The sequence below is a fragment of the Microbispora sp. H13382 genome, assembly GCF_014161445.1.
In the GTDB taxonomy this organism is placed as follows: Bacteria; Actinomycetota; Actinomycetes; order Streptosporangiales; family Streptosporangiaceae; genus Microbispora.
Genome location: NZ_JABBXA010000005.1, coordinates 425,796 through 444,315, shown reverse-complemented (window position 1 = coordinate 444,315; position 18,520 = coordinate 425,796). Strand labels below are relative to the sequence as shown.

Below are 18,520 nucleotides of genomic sequence, written 5' to 3'. Positions count from 1 at the left end.
AAACGGAACTTATGGGATCAAACACCCTCTTAGGGCGTGATATGAGGCGACCTCGCGCCCCGGCGGCGTGACCCTCGTCAGCGCGGGGCCGGGGTGGACGGCCAGGACTCCTACAGCACCGGCAGGCTCGTCCTTCGCCTACTGGAGGGCCCGTGAGCCGCTTATGACGGATGCTCGGTGCGCGAAAAATCGGGCCGGCACCGCTCATCCCGCGATGAGGACATTCGGCCTTCCCGACGACGAGCCTGCCGAGGCCCACGCTCTACGGCGATTGCCGTGCATGGCGTGAGGGCGGCCGACCCCCCGGCCCGCAAAGGTGCACGACCCTCCGATCGATGTCGGCAAATGCAAGACAAGGCGCCACGCCCGCGCAATGGCACACCCCGATGAGTTCTGCTGAGGCGGGGTGATTTCGCGGCGAAAATCTGCTCGGAACCAGCGAAAGGAACAGAGCGTGAAGTCAGCCCTGTCCACCACTGGAAAGGCGTTAGCAGCGCTTGCGGTGTTCGTCGCCGCTGTGTTGCTGCCGACCTTCACAGGTAGTACCCCGGCCTCTGCGGCGACCCAGGCAACCTACTACGTCGCCCCCGACGGCAACGACGCCAACCCTGGAACGATCACGTCACCGTTCAGAACCCTGCAGCGCGCGAGGGACGTCGTTCGCACGGTGAACGCCGCCATGACAGGCGACATCTACGTGTACCTCCGCGGGGGCAACTATCCGGTCGGCAGCACGATCGACTTCACGCCGGCCGACTCCGGCACGAATGGATTCCGGGTCATATACGCCGCGTACCAGAACGAGACGCCGGTCCTCACTGGAGGCGTCCAGGTGACCGGATGGACGCAGCACAGCGGTAACATCTGGAAAGCCCCGCTGAATCGCGGCAACAAGCTCCGTGCGCTCTATGTCAACGACAAGCGAGCGTACATGGCTTCGAAAACAATAGGCTCGCAGGGGTGCTACGGCACCTACACCATCACGGCAGGACAGGCGTCCTGGGCGTGGGAATCGGGTTCTCAGTGCGCGGGCGCGAAGTACGGCCTGAGCGATTTTCCCGCCATCGCCGCCAATCAGGACGACATCGAAATAGAGACGTCGACGACCTGGACCACGGCCATCGTGGGAGTCCGGCAGGTCACCACTGAGGGCTCGAACCGTATAGCTCTGTTCCAGCAGCCGGGAGCCGCCATCGCCCAAGGCGCCTTCAACGGGAACGCCCAGATCGGCGGCACCCACAAGGTCATGAACGCCTACGAGTTCCTGGACACGCCGGGCGAGTTCTTCTTCGACAAGACGAGCCGGACGTTGTACTACTACAAGGCGAACTCGGAAGACATGACGACCGCGGCGGTCTGGGCACCGAACAATGTGTCCACCCTTATCAGGGTCGCCGGCACCTCCACGAGCAGCCGCGCCCGGAACATCACGTTCTCCGGCCTCACGGTCCAGCACTCCGACTGGAACCTGTTCAACGTGGCGGGCTCGGTGCTCAAGCAGGCCCAGCAGGGCAATCTCGGCGCGCTCGCCTACGCCAAGCAGAACTTCCACGCCTACTACTACCGCAATGTCGACCTGGCACCGGGCATGATCCAGATCGAGAACGCCGACGGGCTCGTCCTGCAGAACAACCGGATACAGCACACCGGCGTCGACGGAATCACCATGGCCAACGACGTGGTGAACACGCAGTTGATCGGGAACTACACCAACGACATCGCCGGATCCGCCATCTCCGTGGGTCATCCCCAGCATGTCTACATCGGGGACTACACCTCGTCGAATCGCGAGAAGTATCCCGCCCAGGTCGAAGGCGCGCCCAAGAACATCGAGATAAAGAACAACTACATCTACGACAGTGCCGTGTTGTTCAACGGGCACAGCCCCATCTCGGCGTACTTCGCCGACGGCCTGTCTATCCAGCACAATCGCATCGAGAAGACCCCGTGGTCCGGTATAACGCTCGGCTGGGGGTGGTGGAACTTCGACGGATCGTCAGGCTCGATCGCGCCCAACCGGCCGACCACCACGGCGAAGAACAACACCATCAGCTACAACCACATCATCGACACGGTGCAGCGGCTGAGCGACACGGCACCCATCTACACGCTGGGCAACCAGCCGGGAACCACGATCACCAACAACTATCTGCAGGGCGTCCCGTCCGGTCACAAGTACGGACTCCACCCGGACGAGGGCTCGGGGAACATGACTTTCCGCGACAACGTCCTGAGCGTGGACAAGAACGTCACGTGGCTCATCAACTCCGACGACTTCGGGCGTAAGCACGACCTGAGCATCACGCAGACATACGGCCCCATCAATAAGGTTTCCAACAAGAACCTGCCGAACAGCACGGTCCAAGACATCCTCGTGTATTCCGACTATGTCTGGCCGTCACAGGCCTACGGCATCGCCGTGAACTCCGGACTCGAGGACGCGTACAGGAACATCGTCCCGCAGAGCAATCTTTCTCTGCCGGACTACGTCCTGCCCGCCAGCACGTTCGTCGCCGCCGGGGTGACATCGATTCCCATCCGGAGCGCCGGCGATTCGAGCAAGACCGTCTGGCTGGCTCCCCCGGGTACGACGTCCTTCGCCGTCGGCAACACGATGACTCGGGCAAGCGGAACCGCGACCTCCATCGCCGTTCCGACGTCGAACGGTGACTATCGGCTCTACGTCGTGGACGCCCAGGGGAACCGATCGGCTGAGTCGAAATCGCTCGTCAGGCAAGGAAACGGCGGCGGAAACGGCCAGCAGAGCGGCACGATCGTGGGCGCCCAGTCGGGCCGGTGTGTGGACGTCAGCGGCGGCACGGCGACCAACGGCGCTCAGGCGCAGCTGTGGGACTGCAACGGACAGACCAACCAGCGGTGGACGTACACGTCGGGCAAGCAGCTGCAGGTGTTCGGCAACAAGTGCCTGGACGCCTACGGCCAGGGCACCTCGAACGGCACCCAGGTGATCATCTGGGACTGCAACGGACAGAACAACCAGCAGTGGAACCTCAACTCCAACGGCACCATCACCGGTGTGCAGTCCGGGTTGTGCCTGGACGCCAACGCGGCCGGCACCGCCAACGGTACGAAGCTCATTCTGTGGTCGTGCAACGGCGGCGCGAACCAGCAGTGGAGCCTGCGCAGCTGATGTGAGGGTCTTACCGGGCCGCGGACGGTCATACGCGCACCGCCCGCGGCCCACCCCACCTGTTCCTCAACGCGGGCCTTGCGCTCTCTATGGCGCGATCTCTGCCCCGCGTGCTGCCCGCAGCCCTCGTCGCCGCACGTCGAACACCGTCGCAAAACGGCAAGATCACGACAGTCGTACGACATGAAAAGACCAGCTCACACGACGTATGAGCTGGTCTTGATCTGGTGCCCCCGATATCTGTCGTGCTGACAGCCGACCGGCGTGGCTGTACCTGGTGCATGCCTTATCCCTTGCGCCCGCGGTCTCCTTATCGTCCGAGTGTCAGGCCGCCCACGGCGGAGACCCCGGGCCTGGTCGCGCCGGTCCGGGCCCAAGATTCCTTACGGCATCACCCGACGCGGGTGGAGTCCATGGTCCAGTTGGTCTCCCAGGTCTGACCGCCATCGTAGGAGAATGCCTGCTCCCAGTGGCACGAGTCGGACGTGATGCCCGACCAGATGAACCGGACGCGGATCGGGCGGCCGTCGTCGGTGTCGTCGGCATAGAAGGTGCCGACCCCGTCGACGAAGCGGCCGACGACCGGGACCGGATCCAGGCCGCGCCTGCTGTTGACCCAGTAGATGGACCACTCGTCCCGCTCGGCGTCGTACGTCCGGACCGTCGCGCCGTCGAAGTCCTTCGTGGGCAGCGTGAGCGTGTCGAAGCTGCCCGCGCCGTCGAAGAAGCCGTACGCGACACAGCGGCCAGGAAACTCCTCCCACTCCTCGCTGCCGACGCCCCGCTTCAGCAGCCTCCGGTTGGCCACGTCCCACCTGCCGACGAGGAAGTCGAAGTCGTTCACAGCCCCGCCCCTTCCGACCGGATGCCGGCCAGATAGTCGCCCCGGTCCGGGGATTCGCCCCTCGGCTCGACTACCCGCCCGGGCGGGTAGTCGAGATACCAGTCGTCGACCGCGATCGGGGCGAACGGCTGCGTGATCTTCTGGATGAACGCCATGCCCGGGACAGTACGGCCCATCCACTGACACCTATCGTCAGTGGAGTGCGCGCGTCCCGGCTGCTGTCCATCCTTGTGCTGTTCCAGTCGCAGGGGCGCCTGACGGCCCGCCGGCTCGCCAAAGAGCTGGAGGTGAGTGTCTGTTCCAGCAGACGATGAAGAAATGGCCCAACCGACCGGCAACCGCGACGGCGACACCCACACGCTGCGGTGAACGCTGTGCAGACCGCCCGGCCGGAGGCGACGGCCACCACAGCGGCGATCACCACGAACCGGGAGTGGTCGTCGATGCCGGTGAGATCTCAGCTGGCAGGCGGGTCGGGCCGGTACGGGGCCGCCGCGACCGATCGGCCAGCCCCGGCATGCCTTCTTGCTGGGCACCTCGCACCTCGGTCGATCCAGATCAGACGGAGGCGCGGAGCGCTGTCCACCGCCTGTGTCGGCGGTGAAGTTGTCGCCGATCACGCAAGAATCCCGCATCCGGTTCGATGCGGCATGCCGATTCACTCCGGGCGTGCCCGGCGGTCCCGCCCCTCCACCGCTGTGCGCCCGAGCAGCTTGTCGATGCTGCGGCGCTCGCGTTTGGTGGGACGTCCCGCGCCACGAGCCCGAACGGCCACCGTCACGGCCTCCTCGCGCGGAGGAGGGGGAGGGCTCTTGTCGACGTAGCACTCGGCGGCCACGGGGGCGCCGACCCGCTTGGTGATGACGCGGGAGACGACCACAATGCGTTCGCGCCCCTCGTGCCGCAGACGGACCTCGTCACCGACCCGGACGACGTGCGCGGGCTTGACCCGCACCCCGTTGACCCGGACGTGACCGCCCCGGCAGGCGTCGGACGCGATCGAACGAGTCCTGGTCAGCCGTACTGACCAGATCCAGACGTCCACCCGTGCACTCACCTGCTCACCCGACCCTCCGACACTGTGCTGAGAGCGGCGCGCTGCCGGAATGGAAGCCCACCTGGCCAAGGGCGAGCGGCGTGCCGACGGAGTTTCCCCCGATGTGTCGACACCGGCTGTTATGCGGCGATAAGCACCTTATCGGGCTGCTGCCCGTAGTCGATGAGGCTGGGGTAGCCCGGACTCGAGTGCCTCCTTCGGGTGTTGTAGCGGGAGATCCAGGCGAAGACGGCCAGCCGGGCCGCTCGGGCGAAGGGCCGCCTGGCACCTGCCTTATGCGGTGTGCTTATGCGGTGTGCGTCTGTTGACCGAGTGCCGGCGGGTGCTCGGCTGGACGGCGTCCCCAGGCCGAGATCAGCGGCGCGAGTGTCAGGTCGAGTTCGCCCGCGTGGATGGCGGCCAAGTGCGCGTCGACCTCGGCGTCGTCGGCCAGGCCGGCCGCGAGCAGCTCGCCGCGCACGTGCCGGATGGTCGCCGCCTCCAGCCGGTCGCAGGCCAGGCCGCCGACCGGGAAAGAGCCCGCTGCGGCGACATCTACCAAGCCGGCCTCACGCAATGCCCGCGGCAGTGTCCGGCCGTAGCGCAGGTCCGCGCCACGGCGCCTCAGCAGCTCCCGGACCGCGTCGCGCAGCCGGTTGGCCCGCCGCTGCGCCGGGCCGCTGTCGTCCAGGCATGCCAGTGGCTGCAGAGCGGTATCGGCGTCCTCGACCAGCAGCCAGCCGCCGGGCCGCAGCGCCGCCGCCATCGTGGCCAGCGCCCGAGCCCGGTCGGGTACATGGACCAGCACGAGCCGGGCGTGCACCAGATCGAACGTCCCCGGCTCCGGGGGCGGATCAGCGGCGACGTCGTGCCGGCGCACCTCGTACCCGCCGCCTGCCTCCAGCCACGACGGGTCGATGTCCGTGGCCAGCACATACCCGGTCGGACCGACGGCCGCCGCGAGCGCCTCCGGGATACTGCGGCCACCGGCCCCCACCTCCCAGCAGCGCGAGCCGGCCCTGACCCCCAGCCGATCGAAGTGCCCCCGCGTCACACCGTCGAACAGCTCGGCCAGCCACACGAATCGCTCGCCCGCCTCGGCGCGCGCGTTGTCCAGCAGGTACCCACGGGCGGGCTCTCCGCCGAGCGGGGTGGTCCCGTCTATCGGATCCGGTCGGCCACCGACGTGCGGCGGGCGGGGCGAGGAGGTCATCACTACATGGTCACCTTCCCGGACCACCAGTGCCACGACGACGGGGAGAGGGATATCTCACACAGCCGGCGAACCCCGCACGTCCTACGGCACGGTTCTGCACCGCGACGCGCCGGAAGGGTACATATCGCGCTGGATGGGGTCGGCTTCGGCGGTGATGCGGGCGGAGGGCTCTTCGCCGAGGCGGGCATAGGCCGCCGCACGGCGCAGCATTGTCACCCCCACAGCAAGCAACCACAGCTGCACGATCATGGAGCCGAGGACGCCGTACAACAACGCGCCGGGGAACAGGGGAGGCGACAGGAACAGGCCCGTCGCGGCGAGCAGTGTCACGGTGCCGACGACTGTCCCGGCCCAGCCGAGCCAGGAAGGGTAGTTGTCCAGAGTCATCGCGACTCCGAACAGCATCAGTGGCACGCCGTACAGCAGCGCCATCGCGACCAGGGAGGGACCGTGGGTCGTCATCGCCACCGCGTGCGCGGCACGCACCAGTTCGGCCCGCCCGCCGGGAGCGGCCTTCGCGGCCGCCTCGGCCAGCTCGGGTAGGGCCAGGCCCTCGCTGGTGCTTTCGACGCTGAACACCGCGAGTCCGACGGCGGAACTCGCCAGCCCCACTCGGCCCAGCATCCGGGCCGTAGGGTGGGTGAGCGACTTGATCAGCGAGATCAGTCCCGCCATCGCGATCATCGAGGCGAAGACGGCGACCAGGTGCACTGCGGCGTAGGTGGGTCGTGACGCGACGAAATCCAGTGCGGCTTCGGCGTCGGCCGCGGGAGTGTCGCCGTGCAAGAGGCGGGCCGTGGCGAAGACGACGGCGCCGAGGACGGTGCATAGACCGCCGATCTTCATGTTATGGGCGGAATCCCATTGCTGACCGGCTGCGATGCCGGTCGCGTTGGGCAGCGTCATGATGGGTCTCCCGTGTGAGTGTGCGTGGTCGATGTAGGTGAAATCGGGCCGCTCAGCCCAGGGTGTTGACCAAGAAGGCGGTCACCGTGTCGGTGAGTTGCTGAGGGGACGGTCGTTGGCCGGGGGTGTCCAGGGTGTGCCCGGTGCCGTGGACCTCGATCAGGGTGGTGGGCACGCCGGCGGCGCGCAGGCGCTTGGCGAAGCCGAAGGAGTGGCGGGGAAAGACGTCCTCGTCGCGGTCGCCGTGGAGCACAAGGAACGGCGGGCTGTTGGCGGTGACGTAGGTGTTGGGGCTCATGGCGCGGCGGGTCTCGGCAGAGTCCCCGACGCCGATCGCCAGGCACAAGCGGATGAACGGCGGGGCGTCGTCGAAGTCGTTGAGGTCGGCGGGGCCGAACATGTCCACCACGGCCTGCACGGTGCTGGACTGGTCGAGGTACTGACCGTCGTCGAATCCTGCTCCCGGCCCCGCGAGGCCGAGCAGCGACGCGAGTTGTCCTCCCCCGCTACCGCCCCAGGCTCCGATCCGGTCGGCGTCGATGCCCAGGGCGGCGGTATGGGCGCGCAGGAAACGCACGGCACATTTGGCGTCCTGAATCGACGCCGGCCAGGGCGCGCCCGGGGGCATTCGATAGTCGATCGAGGCCACCACGAATCCGCGGGCGTTCAGTTGGCGTCGCAGCGGGGTGAACAGGGCGCCCTCATGGTTGGCCAGTTTCGCGCCGAGCCCAGTGGTCTTGCGGTCACCGAGGATGGTGCCGCCACCGTGGATGTACACCACCGCAGGCATCGGCCCACCGGTCCGCGCGGCGGTGGAGGGCATGTAGAGATCCATGGCCAGGGGCATGCCGTCAGGGCGGCAGTACTCCACTGTGCTGCGCTGTCCGGCGGGCAGGTTCGATGGCTCCACCGCGTCGGCGGGAGACCCTGCGCCGGCCAGTCCGTCGCTGGCCGCGGCGACTCCCACGAAGCTGCCCAGCAGCACGACCAGCGTCAGCGGCGCGACCGCCGCCGTGGCCGTCGCCCTCCGCAGGCGCCGCTGCGGGCGCAGCCCGAGCACCGCCGCCCCGGCCAGACCGGCCACCGCGATGCCCTCCAGCCCGGCGCAGACGTAGTCGGTGAACCCGATCACGGAGTTCCCCGGCATCCACGGATCCGGTCCGGGAAGGATCCCGGCAAGCCGGGTCAGCGCCCACAAGGTGACCACGACCAGCGCGGCCGTAGCGGCGAACAGCAACCGCCGCGGCACCGGCCGCGCCAGCACACCGGCACCGGTGCCCAGTTGCGCCGCTCCGAGGGCGAGGAACAGTAGCCCGTACGGCCAGGACATACGCCACACCGCGGCGAGCGGAGCCAGATAGATCGCGGTGCCACCCGACGCCGCCGACAAGGCGGTGATCAACAGCGGCCCTCTCTTCGCCGTGGCGGGTTCCGCGTTCCCTATCGGGCCGGAGAACGCCCCGGTGCCCAGTGCGGCATCAGACATGCCCGCAATGATCGCCACCGCGAGGGGGTGGCGCGTCCGCCGTAGGCAGACACCTTCCAGCCCCGGGTACTGCGTCGGCGTACTCCAGCGGGAGTATCAACCGGGCGTGACCAGCCCCGTCTGGTAAGCGAACACCACGAGCTGGGCCCGGTCCCTCGCGCCCACCTTGATCATGGCTCGTGACACATGCGTCTTCGCGGTCAACGGGCTGACCACCAACTGCGCCGCAATCTCATCGTTGGACAGCCCGGCCGCCACCAGCCTTACCACCTCGCGCTCCCGACCGGTCAGCAGGACCAGTTCCGGTGGCTCCAGCCGTGGCCTGGCCTCCGGGGCGACGCCGAGGGACCGGGCGATCACCGTCCGCGTGACACTGGGCGACAACAGCGCGTCGCCGCGCGCCACGATCCGCACCGCATGCAGCAGTTCATCAGGCTCGATGTCTTTCACCAGGAATCCGCTCGCGCCGGAACGAAGCGCGGCGAAGACATTCGCCTCCTCCGCGAACGTGGTGAGCACGACCACGCGTACCCCACAGAGCCCGGGGTCATCGGTGATCCTCCGGGTCGCCGTCACCCCGTCCACTTCCGGCATCTGGATGTCCATCAGCACGACGTCAGGCCGCAGTTCGCGTACCAAGGCGATCGCCTGCCCACCGTTGGCGGCCTCGCCCACCACCTCTATATCGGCCGCACTGTCGAGCAACGATCGAAAGCCGGCCCGTACCAGGGCCTGGTCGTCGGCCAGCAGCACCCGGATCACTCCGCCTCCAGCGGTAGCCGTACCCGCACCCGGAAACCGCGCCCGCGCAGCGGCCCCGCCTCGAACCACCCGCCCAGCCCTTCAGCTCGCTCTCGCATCCCCGCCAGACCATGCCCGCCCCCCGACGCTTCCGCTTCGGCGCTCACACCGTCGTCGGTCACCTCGATCGCGATCCACTCCGGCTCCCAAGCCAGACGGACCTGCGCACGCGCCGCTGATCCGGCGTGGCGCAGCACGTTGGTCAGCGACTCCTGCAAGATCCGGTACGCCGCGCGATCGACCGGTTCGGGCAACCGCCGGCTGGACATGTCGCCGTCGAACCCCACTTCCAGACCCGCCGCCCGCACTGCGGCCAGAAGATCCGGCAACCGGTCGAGGCCGACGTCGCGATCGGTCACCAGGACGGACTCGCCGTCGGCCCGCAGCACGCCCAGCGTCGTGCGCATCTCGCCCAGCGCCGCCTTGCCGGTCTGCCGGATGGCCTTGAGCGCATCCCGCGCCCGCGCCGGATCCTGGTCGATCAGGTGCAGCGCGGCGCCGGACTGCACTGTGATGGTGGCTATCGCATGCGCCACCGTGTCGTGCAACTCCCTGGCGATGCGCAGCCGCTCCTCGGCCACCTGGCGCTCGGCCTCACGCCGGCGCTGCTCCTCGGCCAGACGAAGCCGTTGGCGCACCTCCCCGGCGTACGCACGCCGGCTGCGCACGAGCGCGCCCAGCAGCATCGCGACCACGACCAAGGCCATCGATGGCAGGAACACCGCGACCGCGTCGAGCGGCGGCATGCCGTCCCGCACCGCCACAACGTAGCCCATGGACAGAAACGCGACCGGCACCGGCAGCGCCCGCCACAGGTAACCCGCCAGCACCGCATCGTACAGCGGCACAGCCAGCACCACTGATGGTGGGAAGCCCGGATAACCCAGCGCGTAGAACAGCAACAGCACCGCCGAGACGATGTACAGCGCGGCCGCGGGACTCCGCCGCCGCAGCAGCAACGGCGCGGCCATCACGACCCCGAGCACGTACGCCAACCAGTCACGGGAAACGGAGTGCGCCTCTCTACCGGTAGCGATGGCGATCTCCGCCGCTGCCAGCACCACGACCGCCACGGCAGCGTCGACCATCCAGCGCCGTACAGCGGGCCGCAGCTCAAACATGCGCCAACCGTACGCACAGGACACCGTAGCTCTCTACCTCCCGGACAACGTCTCGCCGAGCTGCGCCCCTGCCGAATCACAGGCAAACGATGAGGCGCCGGCTGCGGAAGCCTTGCTCCCCGTCCGTGCAGGTAGTCATGCGCGGACGAAGCCGAGATCGAGAACGGCTGTCGCATGCTCCTGAAGCGCTACGCCAAGTGCCTCGACGGCCGCCAGGAGCAGAACAACCTCCGCATCGAGGCCGCGTTGACCCCGTGAAAGCCGGTCCACAACTGGTCCACAACCAGCGAGCGCCAACGAGAACGGGCGGGACTCCGTGAAACTGGAGACCCGCCCGATGATCTGTCGTTCGCCCTGGTCAGCGGCTTGATCCGCTGGTCAAGGTCTGGTGCCCCCTGCGTGGCACCAACCAGATCTGCGCCAGCTCCACCAGCGGTCGTATCCGGACGGGGACTGACCGTCGAAGCTCGCGTCAGTTTCCGTAGCTGATTGCATGCATCACCCGTCGTGAGCGGCACGGCGACGACGACCGGGTCTCGCCGCGACCGATGGCCAGCCGCGGCGAGGCGCGAGTGCGAAATGGGCTTTCGCGGGCTCGAGACCGTCACATGCCTGTGATGGTCCATTGGTTGTTGGTGCTGTTGTTCGGCGTCCACATGGCCACGGTGGAACCGGCGGTGCCGTTGCCCATGCCGTCGAGGGCGGTGCCGGTGCCGCGGTTGATGATCTGGTAGCGGCCGTTGCCGAGGCTGTTCAGCCGCCACTGCTGGTTGTTGCCGCCGTTCCACGCCGCCTGCCTGACGTTGGCGCCGTTGGCGGTGTTTCCCCAGCTGTCGGCGACCATGCCGTTGGTGCGGTTGACGATGCGGTACCACCCGCCGCCCAGGTCAAGGAGTTGCCACTGCAGGTTCGTGCTGCCGTCCCAGTTCCACTGCTTCAGATTCGACCCCGAGGCGACGTTCCCGCCGCTGTCCAGCACCAGGCCGGTCGTGACGTTGGCGATCCGCACCCAGCCGGTTGGGACGGTGCCACCGGCGGTGTTCCAATAGACGTTGTAGTTGATGCCGTGGGCGTCCGAGAACGGGATCAGGTTGACTGCGGACCCGTTGGCGGTGGCGGTGAAGGTGAGAGCGCCACCGCTGGTGCGGGTGATCGAGGCGGTGGTCAGGGCCGGTGGTGCACTGAGCGTTGTGGTGCCGTAGTCGCCGGCCATGACGACCGGTCCATACGTGATCGCCTGTATGTTCGGGTTGTCGTTGGCGGCTTTCATGACGACCCGCATGGGCAGGCGGACCGTGACCGTGTCGCCGCTGGTCCAGGATCGGGTCAGGGTGGCGTACGTGCCGGGGGTGGTGTCCACGCTCTGCTGGGCGCCGTTGACGCTGATCGTGGCAGCGGTGGTCCAGCCGGGGATGCGGATCCGAATCGACCACGACCCGCTGACGTTGCCGGTGACCTGCAACGTGGTGGTGTCGCCCGCAGGGTAGGACGTCGTCTGGGTGACCGTGATGCCGCGCTGGGTCCAGTCGAGGACCGACGGCGTGAACAGGTTCACGATCAGGGTGGTGCCGTTGTAGAAGTAGACGGAGTCCATGAGCTTCGTCTGCGTCTCCAGGCCCGTGCCCTGACAGCACCAGAACGTGCCGTAGTCGGTGCTGTAACCGCCGTTGTTGGAGGAGACGCCGCGGCGGCCTCCCGGGTTGAGCGGGGTGAAGTAGCAGATGTGGCCATGCGGGTCGGACGGGTTCTGCTGGCCGATCATCTGGTTGAGCAGGGCCCGCTCGTAGTAGTCGAACAGGTCGGCCCGGTCCGGATAGAGCGTGAACAGCTCCCGGGTGAGCTTGAGCATGTTGTAGGTGTTGCAGCTTTCGCAGGTGTCGTTGGTCAGGTAGCCCGCGATCGCGCCGGGCGCCCGGAAGTGCTCGGCCTGGCTGTTGCCGCCGATGACGTAGGTGTGCGCGCTGACCGTGGAGTTCCAGGCGTTGACGGCGATGTCGCGGTAGCGGGTGGTGCCGGTGGCCTTGAACTCCCGTGCGGCGCCGATCCACTTGGGGATCTGGGTGTTGGCGTGCAGACCGTCGAGCCGGTCCTGGCCGGCCGCCAGCGGGTCGACGACCGCGGCGTGGTCGAAACGTTGTGCCGCCGTCAGCCACCGCGCGTCTCCGGTCTGCTGGTACAGGTCGGTGAGCACGGCGTTCATGCCCCCGAACTCCGTGTTCAGCACGGACTGCATCTGTGCGTAGCTCAGCCGGCCGGTGCGCCAGTCGACCCAGCCGGCCATGTTCGTGACCACGCTGAGGGCCTGGGCGTTGCCCGCGAGCACGTACTGGTCGAGCAGGCCGGCCATGATCTTGTGAAGGGTGTACCACGGAGCCCAGACTTGCTGGCCACTCTCCAGCCGGTCGAAGAAGTTCTCGGGGAACGCAGACAGGTAGCCGGTGCGGTAACCGCGGCTCGGGGCAGCCGCCTGGCAGGCCGCCAGCGCGCTGACCAGGTAGTCGCCCTTGGTCTTGAACGCCGAGTCGCCGGTGACCGCGTACGCCTGTGCCAGCGCGGACAGCAGATGGCCGGTCGAGTGCCCGCGTAGCTCGACGCCCGGGGCCTCCCAGCCCCCGGCAGGCTGAGCCGAGCTGGAAAGCCCGGCGTTGAGGCGGAAGGTGTGCAGCATCCGGTCCGCGTCGATGAAGCGCAGGTACGCGAGCGTCCGGTTCTGATTGTCAAGCCAGCGACCGCCGGTCAGCCGTACCTGCCCGAGACCGAACGGATACGCGGACACGCCGATGTCGGCCCTGGCCGGAGCGACCGCGGCCCCGGCCGCCGGGGCCGCGGTGACGTCGGCGGCCTCGGCGGCCGAGGCCGCGGTGACGTCGCGCGCTTGTCCCGTGGCAGAGGCGACGCCGACGACGCCGACGGCCTGAAGCAGCTGACGACGGCTGAGTGACGAGGGCGACACAGGACCTCCTGAATGATTAGCGTTAACGTCTCTGACGTGGCGCCGGGGTCGACGGCGTCGAAGAAGCCGGTCAGCGCGATCTCGAGTCTTTTTCCAGACGCCGCAACAGCAGGCCGGCCTCGAGTGGACTCAGGTCCGGGTCCACTTCTGGTTGTTCTGGCCATTGCAGGTCCAGATCTGGACCTTGGTGCCATTGGCGGTGCCGGCGCCCGAGACGTCCAGGCACTTGTTCGCGCCGACCGCGGTGATGGTCCCGTCGGCGTTGACGCGCCACTTCTGGTTGTTCTGGCCGTTGCAGTCCCAGATGATCACGCTGGTGCCGTCGGCGGTGCCGGCGCCGTAGACGTCCAGGCACTTGTTGCCGTAGACGCGCAGCTCACCGGCGCTGGTGGAGGTCCACTGCTGGTTGGAGCCGCCGTTGCAGTCCCAGATCTGCACCTGGGTCCCGTTCGTCTGGGAAGCGCCGTTGACGTCCAGGCACCGGCCCGAGCCCACACCCTTGAGCGGGCTCGCCGGCGACGTACTGCCACCGGGGCGGCGATACAGGCCGACCTCGGCGATGGCGGGATTGGCCCGGGCGCCGGTGATCCGCAGCCTCACCTGGCTGGTGGTGACGGGAGAGGACAGGCGGATCAGCTTCTTGTGCCCGATCGTGGTGTCGGTCGCGATCTGGGTCCAGGAGCTGCCGTTCCATGAGTCGAGCGCGAACGACCTGGTGCGCTGACCGATGTTCAGGTCCTCCTGCACCGAGATGACGTCGAAGGTCTGCGCCGACGGCAGGGTCAGCACGAGCCCGCCGATCGTGCCGGTCGGCTGCCAGGAGCTGTCCAGGTTGCCGTCCTGCGCGAGGCTCGGGGCGTGACCCGTGCTGGTGGAGGTCCCGCTGTCGTTGGCGGCGGTGGCGCCGTTCGCCAGGTTGGTAGCGAACGTCTGCGACAGCGTAGTGCCGAACTGCGACAGGGTGTCGATCGCCGATTGGTCCAGCAGGCCCTGCCGGTTGGGAGAGATGTTCAGCAGGAAGTTGCAGTTGCGTCCCACCGACCCGTAGTAAATCTCCAGGAGTTCGGTCGGGCTCCGCCAGGTCTCGCCGGTCTGCCAGAACCAGTTGTGGCGCGCCGACAGCGTCCCGTTGCACTCCGCGGGAGACCACCGCAGCACGTTCCACGAGCTGGTCCCGTCCGACTTGCGCTGGGACAGCACCGCGTCGCTGCCCACATCGGCGGCGGTGTTGAACCCCGGCACCGGCAGCGCGGTGTCGGCGGCGGTGGCGGGATCGCCGTTGGTCGGCACGACCGACCACTCCGACTGGCGCGCGTAGCCGTTCTCGTTGCCGACCCAGCGCACGTCCGGCCCGCCGTCGCCCTCCATGACCGCGTTGGGCTGCAGCCTGCGGGCCATGGTGGTCCAGTCCTTGAAGTTGTAGGGCTGGTTGCGGCCGGTCGGGTTGGCGCCGTCCAACCACAACTCGTCGATGGCGCCGTAGCGGGTGAACAGCTCGTAGAGCGTGTTCTCGAAGTAGGTGTTGTAGTCGTCGGAGTTGAAGGTGAACGTCACCCCGTTGACGATCTCGGAGGAATCGGTCGGGATCGTCACCTGCCTGGACGGGCTGCCGTTGGCGAACTTCCCGCCGGGCTGGTTCTCGTGCAGGTCGGCCGGCGAGACGTACAGGCCGGCCTTCAACCCGTACTTGTGCATGGAGTCGGTGAAGCTCTTCACGACGTCGCCTCGCCCGCCGGACCAGGAGGAGGACGCGACGCCGAAGTTGCTGTACTTGGACGGGAACAGCAGGAACCCGTCGTGGTGCTTGGCGGTGAGGATCGCCCCCTTGAACCCGGCGGCCTTTATCGCGGCCGCCCACTGGTCGGTGTTGAGGCCGGTGGGCTGGAACGCGTTCGGGTCCTCGGTGCCGGTGCCCCACTCCCTGCCGGTGAAGGTGTTGATGCCGAAGTGGATGAAGTTGTACTGCTCCAGCCGCTGCCAGGCCAGCTGCCGCGGCGCCGGCACGACGTCCGCGGCCTTGGTGATGATCGTGGCGGGCGAGTCCGACAGCGCCACCGGAGCGACCTGGACCGCGGTCGCCGCGAAGGCGGCGTCGGTCGTGGCCAGGGTGGGCACGACCAAGCCCAGCACGGACAGCGTGGTCACCGTTCTCTTGGCGAGGGCGCGCATCCTCGGCGCGGATCCGAGCTCGTTGGGAGGGTGCATCGGCAGTCCTTCCTGGGTTGTAGGGGTGCCGACTGGTCGAAGAGGTCGCGAGGTGGGCCGCGTGAGATCGATCAGGTCCGGCAGGAGCGCCACTCCCGGGCCGTCACTCTCGTCGCTGCCGCGAAGGTTCGATCTCCCCGGACGCTCATCGACATGGGTGACCCTTGGCGCTCGCCCGGCGGAGAGTCAGCTTCGGGTCCACTTCTGGTTGTTCGCGCCGGTGCAGGACCAGATCTGGACCTTGGTGCCGTTGGCGGTGCCAAAGGCCGAGACGTCCAGGCACTTGTTGGCACCGACGGCGGTGATGGTGCCGTTGGAGTTGAGGCGCCACTTCTGGTTGTTCTGGCCGTTGCAGTCCCAGATGATCACGCTGGTGCCGTCGGCCGTGCCGCCGCCGTTGACGTCCAGGCACTTGTTGCCGTACACCCGCAGCTCGCTCGCGCCGGTGGTCGCCCACTGCTGGTTGACGCCACCGTTGCAGTCCCAGATCTGCGTCTGGGCGCCGTTGGTCTGGGAGACGTTGGCGACGTCCAGGCACCTGCCGGAGTTGACGTCGCGCAAGGCGCCGGTCGTCGTGCTGGGAGAGTTCTTCATCGGACCGTTGAAGGTGAGCTTCACCACGTAGGCCAGTGCGGAGTACGGCTGGTTGGGCAGGGTGATGTGCAGGCCGGAGGAGTCCTGGGTGCGGGTGGGCAGATCGATGTAGGTGCCTGCGGTGCTGCCGATCAGCTCGGCCTTGCTCAGGTTGGACAGGTCCATCTTCCCGGTGGCCAGGGAGGCGAGGTTGAGGGTCGAGCCCGGCCAGCCGAGCACGGTCGCGTACAGGACGGTGTTGTCCTTGCTGCGGGTGTAGCGGATGTCCTGCGCCGTGCCGGCCCGCGGCTCGACGAAGCTGCCCCCGCCCATCTTGGTCGGGCCCTCGCCGTAGGTGGTCCAGGCACGGGTGGAGTAGATCGACTCGCCGTTGCGCTTCACGTAGCCGCCGATGGCGTTCAACAGGTCCTTCTGGACCTGTGGGATCGAACCGTCGGCCCTGGGCGAGATGTTGAGCAGCATGTTGCCGTTCTTGCTCACCCGGTCGATCAGCGCGTGGACCAGCGCGGCCGAGCTGTAGTACGTGAGTGTCGGGGTGTAGGACCACGAGGGGTTGCTGACGGAGTCGTCGGTCAGCCAGTAGGGGGAGCGGATGTCGGCGGGGCCGCCGCGCTCGTAGTCGTACACCTCGCCGTTGGTGTTGAAGCCGTCCTTGTACGCCGCGACGACCTCCTTACCCCATGAGTTGGCCTGGTTGTAGTAGTACGACAGGAAGTTGAGCCGCTTGGCCTCGTCGACGAGGTAGAGGCCGCCGTCCTGCCAGATCATGTCCGGCCGGTACTTGTCGACGACCTCCTTCAGCTTGTCGTACCAGAGCTGCTGCTCCTGGGCGTTGGGGAGCTGCCCGTACAGCTTCTTCAGCGTGGTGGTCGGCTGGGCGGGCACGTGGTCGTAGTAGCCGGTGAAGTTGTACAGGTGGTGCAGCGAGACCATGAACTTCAGGTTCTTGGCGCGGATCGCGTCGGCGAACAGGCCGACCAGGTCGAGCTTGGGCCCGCGGGCGACCGAGTTCCACTCGTTCACCTGGCTGTTCCACATGGAGAAGCCGTCGTGGTGCTCGGCCACGGGACCGGCGAACTTCGCGCCGGAGTCGGAGACCAGTTGCGCGAACTCGTTCGGGTCGAAGTTGCCGCCGGCGGACTTGAGCTTGGGCGCGAACTGCACCCAGTTGCCCGCCTTGTCCCGCGCGCCGTCGATGAAGTTGTGGTACGGCCACACCGAGGGGTCGCCATAGACGCTCTTGTGGTGGTTGTTCTCGTTCGAGCCGTTGATGTACATGGTGCGCGGGTACCACTCGGTGCCGTACTCAGGCGTGGCGAAGGCCCCCCAGTGCCAGTAGATGCCGAACTTGGCGTCCTGGAACCACTCCGGGGCGGCCGGGTGCTGGTCCACCGAGGCCCAGGTCGGCTCGTACGTGGAGGGGGCGGCCGTGGCCGTGCCGCTCAGAGACGGAGCGGTGAGCAGGGCTCCGGCGAGCAGAGCGGTACCGGCGAGAGCGGTTCGCCGGCGTAGCCCGGACAGCTTCACGGGGGGCATGCTGTCTCCTGGTCATGGAGGTGGTCGTATCGATTCGACCACCGGGGCACTTGATGCTACGGTCGCGCTTCTTCCTGTCAAGGTGCGTGTCGCCGTTGTCCGATATACATAGGATGAACGTGCACTACATCCTGCCTCTGCAGTGAGTGTGTCTCGTTGGTTGGGTATGAAAGTTTCGAGCGTAGCTTGTACGGACGGCGGCCATCAGGCTTCCCCAGCGCACCCTCAGCTGCGTCAGTGATATGTGCCCAATCCAGGACTCGGGCCTGTCAGAGTTCCGATGGCCCGCAGGAGACGACGGGCAGCCTGTACGTCTACTCGATACACATCCTATGTCTATGGGGTGACCACGACTTGCTACGGCATGTCAGAGCGACCCGCCGTTATAGCGAATCGGTTCGCTGATCGCCTGAGTCGGGCCGGTCGAGAACGTGACGCACCGTCCGCCGGCGGGAGTCCTATTGGTTCGACTTCGGGCCGCCGGCGAACCCGCCCTGACACCCTCCTGCCGAAGCCCTTTGCGTTCCTGCGCGCTCCGCGAGGCTCGCCGGCCGGCTCGCGCGTACGTGGCACTTCCCTGGCCGATGACCCGCTCCCGGCGACATCGTCCAGGCCTCATGGTGGGCGCCCCTTCACCTGCCACCCGCACATCCCGCGCTCAGCGTCCGAGG

12 protein-coding genes are annotated in these 18,520 nt (G+C 67.5%); 1 reads left to right on the top strand and 11 read right to left on the bottom strand.

The window, feature by feature from the left end; genetic code table 11:
- The first annotated feature begins 454 nt into the window (after positions 1–454).
- The gene (locus HHX41_RS41735) at positions 455–3,151 is read left to right on the top strand and encodes an RICIN domain-containing protein (protein WP_182906269.1); all 2,697 of its coding nucleotides are present in this window, start codon (positions 455–457) and stop codon (positions 3,149–3,151) included.
- A 391-nt stretch (positions 3,152–3,542) separates the two neighbouring features.
- On the opposite strand, the gene HHX41_RS13885 is transcribed toward HHX41_RS41735, so the two are convergent.
- The 11 genes from HHX41_RS13885 to HHX41_RS13835 form a co-directional block, all read right to left on the bottom strand.
- Positions 3,543–3,995, bottom strand: a complete 453-nt coding sequence (locus HHX41_RS13885; protein ID WP_182906268.1) for a hypothetical protein — start codon at positions 3,993–3,995, stop codon at positions 3,543–3,545.
- A complete protein-coding gene (locus HHX41_RS13880; RefSeq protein WP_182906267.1) occupies positions 3,992–4,150 on the bottom strand; it encodes a hypothetical protein in 159 nt (52 codons plus the stop codon). The genes HHX41_RS13885 and HHX41_RS13880 overlap by 4 nt, the downstream gene beginning before the upstream one ends.
- A 503-nt stretch (positions 4,151–4,653) precedes the next feature.
- On the bottom strand, positions 4,654–5,052 hold the full coding sequence (locus tag HHX41_RS13875) for an RNA-binding S4 domain-containing protein (protein WP_310741979.1): 399 nt from the start codon (positions 5,050–5,052) through the stop codon (positions 4,654–4,656).
- 286 nt (positions 5,053–5,338) lie between these two features.
- Complete coding sequence (locus tag HHX41_RS13870) at positions 5,339–6,244, bottom strand: methyltransferase domain-containing protein (protein WP_182906266.1); 906 nt, start codon at positions 6,242–6,244, stop codon at positions 5,339–5,341.
- Between the two features lie 84 nt (positions 6,245–6,328).
- Positions 6,329–7,153: a DUF4386 family protein gene (locus tag HHX41_RS13865; RefSeq protein WP_182906265.1), complete on the bottom strand. Its 825-nt coding sequence runs from the start codon at positions 7,151–7,153 to the stop codon at positions 6,329–6,331.
- Positions 7,154–7,205: 52 nt separating this feature from the next.
- Positions 7,206–8,639, bottom strand: a complete 1,434-nt coding sequence (locus tag HHX41_RS13860; protein ID WP_182906264.1) for an alpha/beta hydrolase — start codon at positions 8,637–8,639, stop codon at positions 7,206–7,208.
- Positions 8,640–8,735: 96 nt separating this feature from the next.
- Positions 8,736–9,401 carry a response regulator transcription factor gene (locus HHX41_RS13855; protein ID WP_169983014.1) on the bottom strand — a complete coding sequence of 222 codons (666 nt, stop codon included), beginning with the start codon at positions 9,399–9,401 and terminating at the stop codon, positions 8,736–8,738.
- A complete protein-coding gene (locus HHX41_RS13850; protein WP_182906263.1) occupies positions 9,398–10,561 on the bottom strand; it encodes a sensor histidine kinase in 1,164 nt (387 codons plus the stop codon). The genes HHX41_RS13855 and HHX41_RS13850 overlap by 4 nt, the downstream gene beginning before the upstream one ends.
- Before the next feature lie 604 nt (positions 10,562–11,165).
- Positions 11,166–13,514, bottom strand: a complete 2,349-nt coding sequence (locus HHX41_RS13845) for a beta-L-arabinofuranosidase domain-containing protein (RefSeq protein WP_182906262.1) — start codon at positions 13,512–13,514, stop codon at positions 11,166–11,168.
- A 129-nt stretch (positions 13,515–13,643) separates the two neighbouring features.
- Entirely contained in the window at positions 13,644–15,719 is a 2,076-nt protein-coding gene (locus tag HHX41_RS13840) for a lectin (RefSeq protein WP_182906261.1), read from the bottom strand.
- A 186-nt stretch (positions 15,720–15,905) separates the two neighbouring features.
- Positions 15,906–17,849, bottom strand: a complete 1,944-nt coding sequence (locus HHX41_RS13835; RefSeq protein ID WP_182906260.1) for an alpha-L-fucosidase — start codon at positions 17,847–17,849, stop codon at positions 15,906–15,908.
- Positions 17,850–18,520 lie beyond the last annotated feature (671 nt).

Bases quoted from the DNA above. Each gene is read 5' to 3' on its own strand.
- HHX41_RS13880 (WP_182906267.1), bottom strand. From the start codon at position 4,150: ATGGCGTTCATCCAGAAGATCACGCAGCCGTTCGCCCCGATCGCGGTC.
- HHX41_RS13870 (WP_182906266.1), bottom strand. From the start codon at position 6,244: ATGACCTCCTCGCCCCGCCCGCCGCACGTCGGTGGCCGACCGGATCCG.
- HHX41_RS13865 (WP_182906265.1), bottom strand. From the start codon at position 7,153: ATGACGCTGCCCAACGCGACCGGCATCGCAGCCGGTCAGCAATGGGAT.
- HHX41_RS13860 (WP_182906264.1), bottom strand. From the start codon at position 8,639: ATGTCTGATGCCGCACTGGGCACCGGGGCGTTCTCCGGCCCGATAGGG.
- HHX41_RS13850 (WP_182906263.1), bottom strand. From the start codon at position 10,561: ATGTTTGAGCTGCGGCCCGCTGTACGGCGCTGGATGGTCGACGCTGCC.
- HHX41_RS13840 (WP_182906261.1), bottom strand. From the start codon at position 15,719: ATGCACCCTCCCAACGAGCTCGGATCCGCGCCGAGGATGCGCGCCCTC.
- HHX41_RS13835 (WP_182906260.1), bottom strand. From the start codon at position 17,849: ATGCCCCCCGTGAAGCTGTCCGGGCTACGCCGGCGAACCGCTCTCGCC.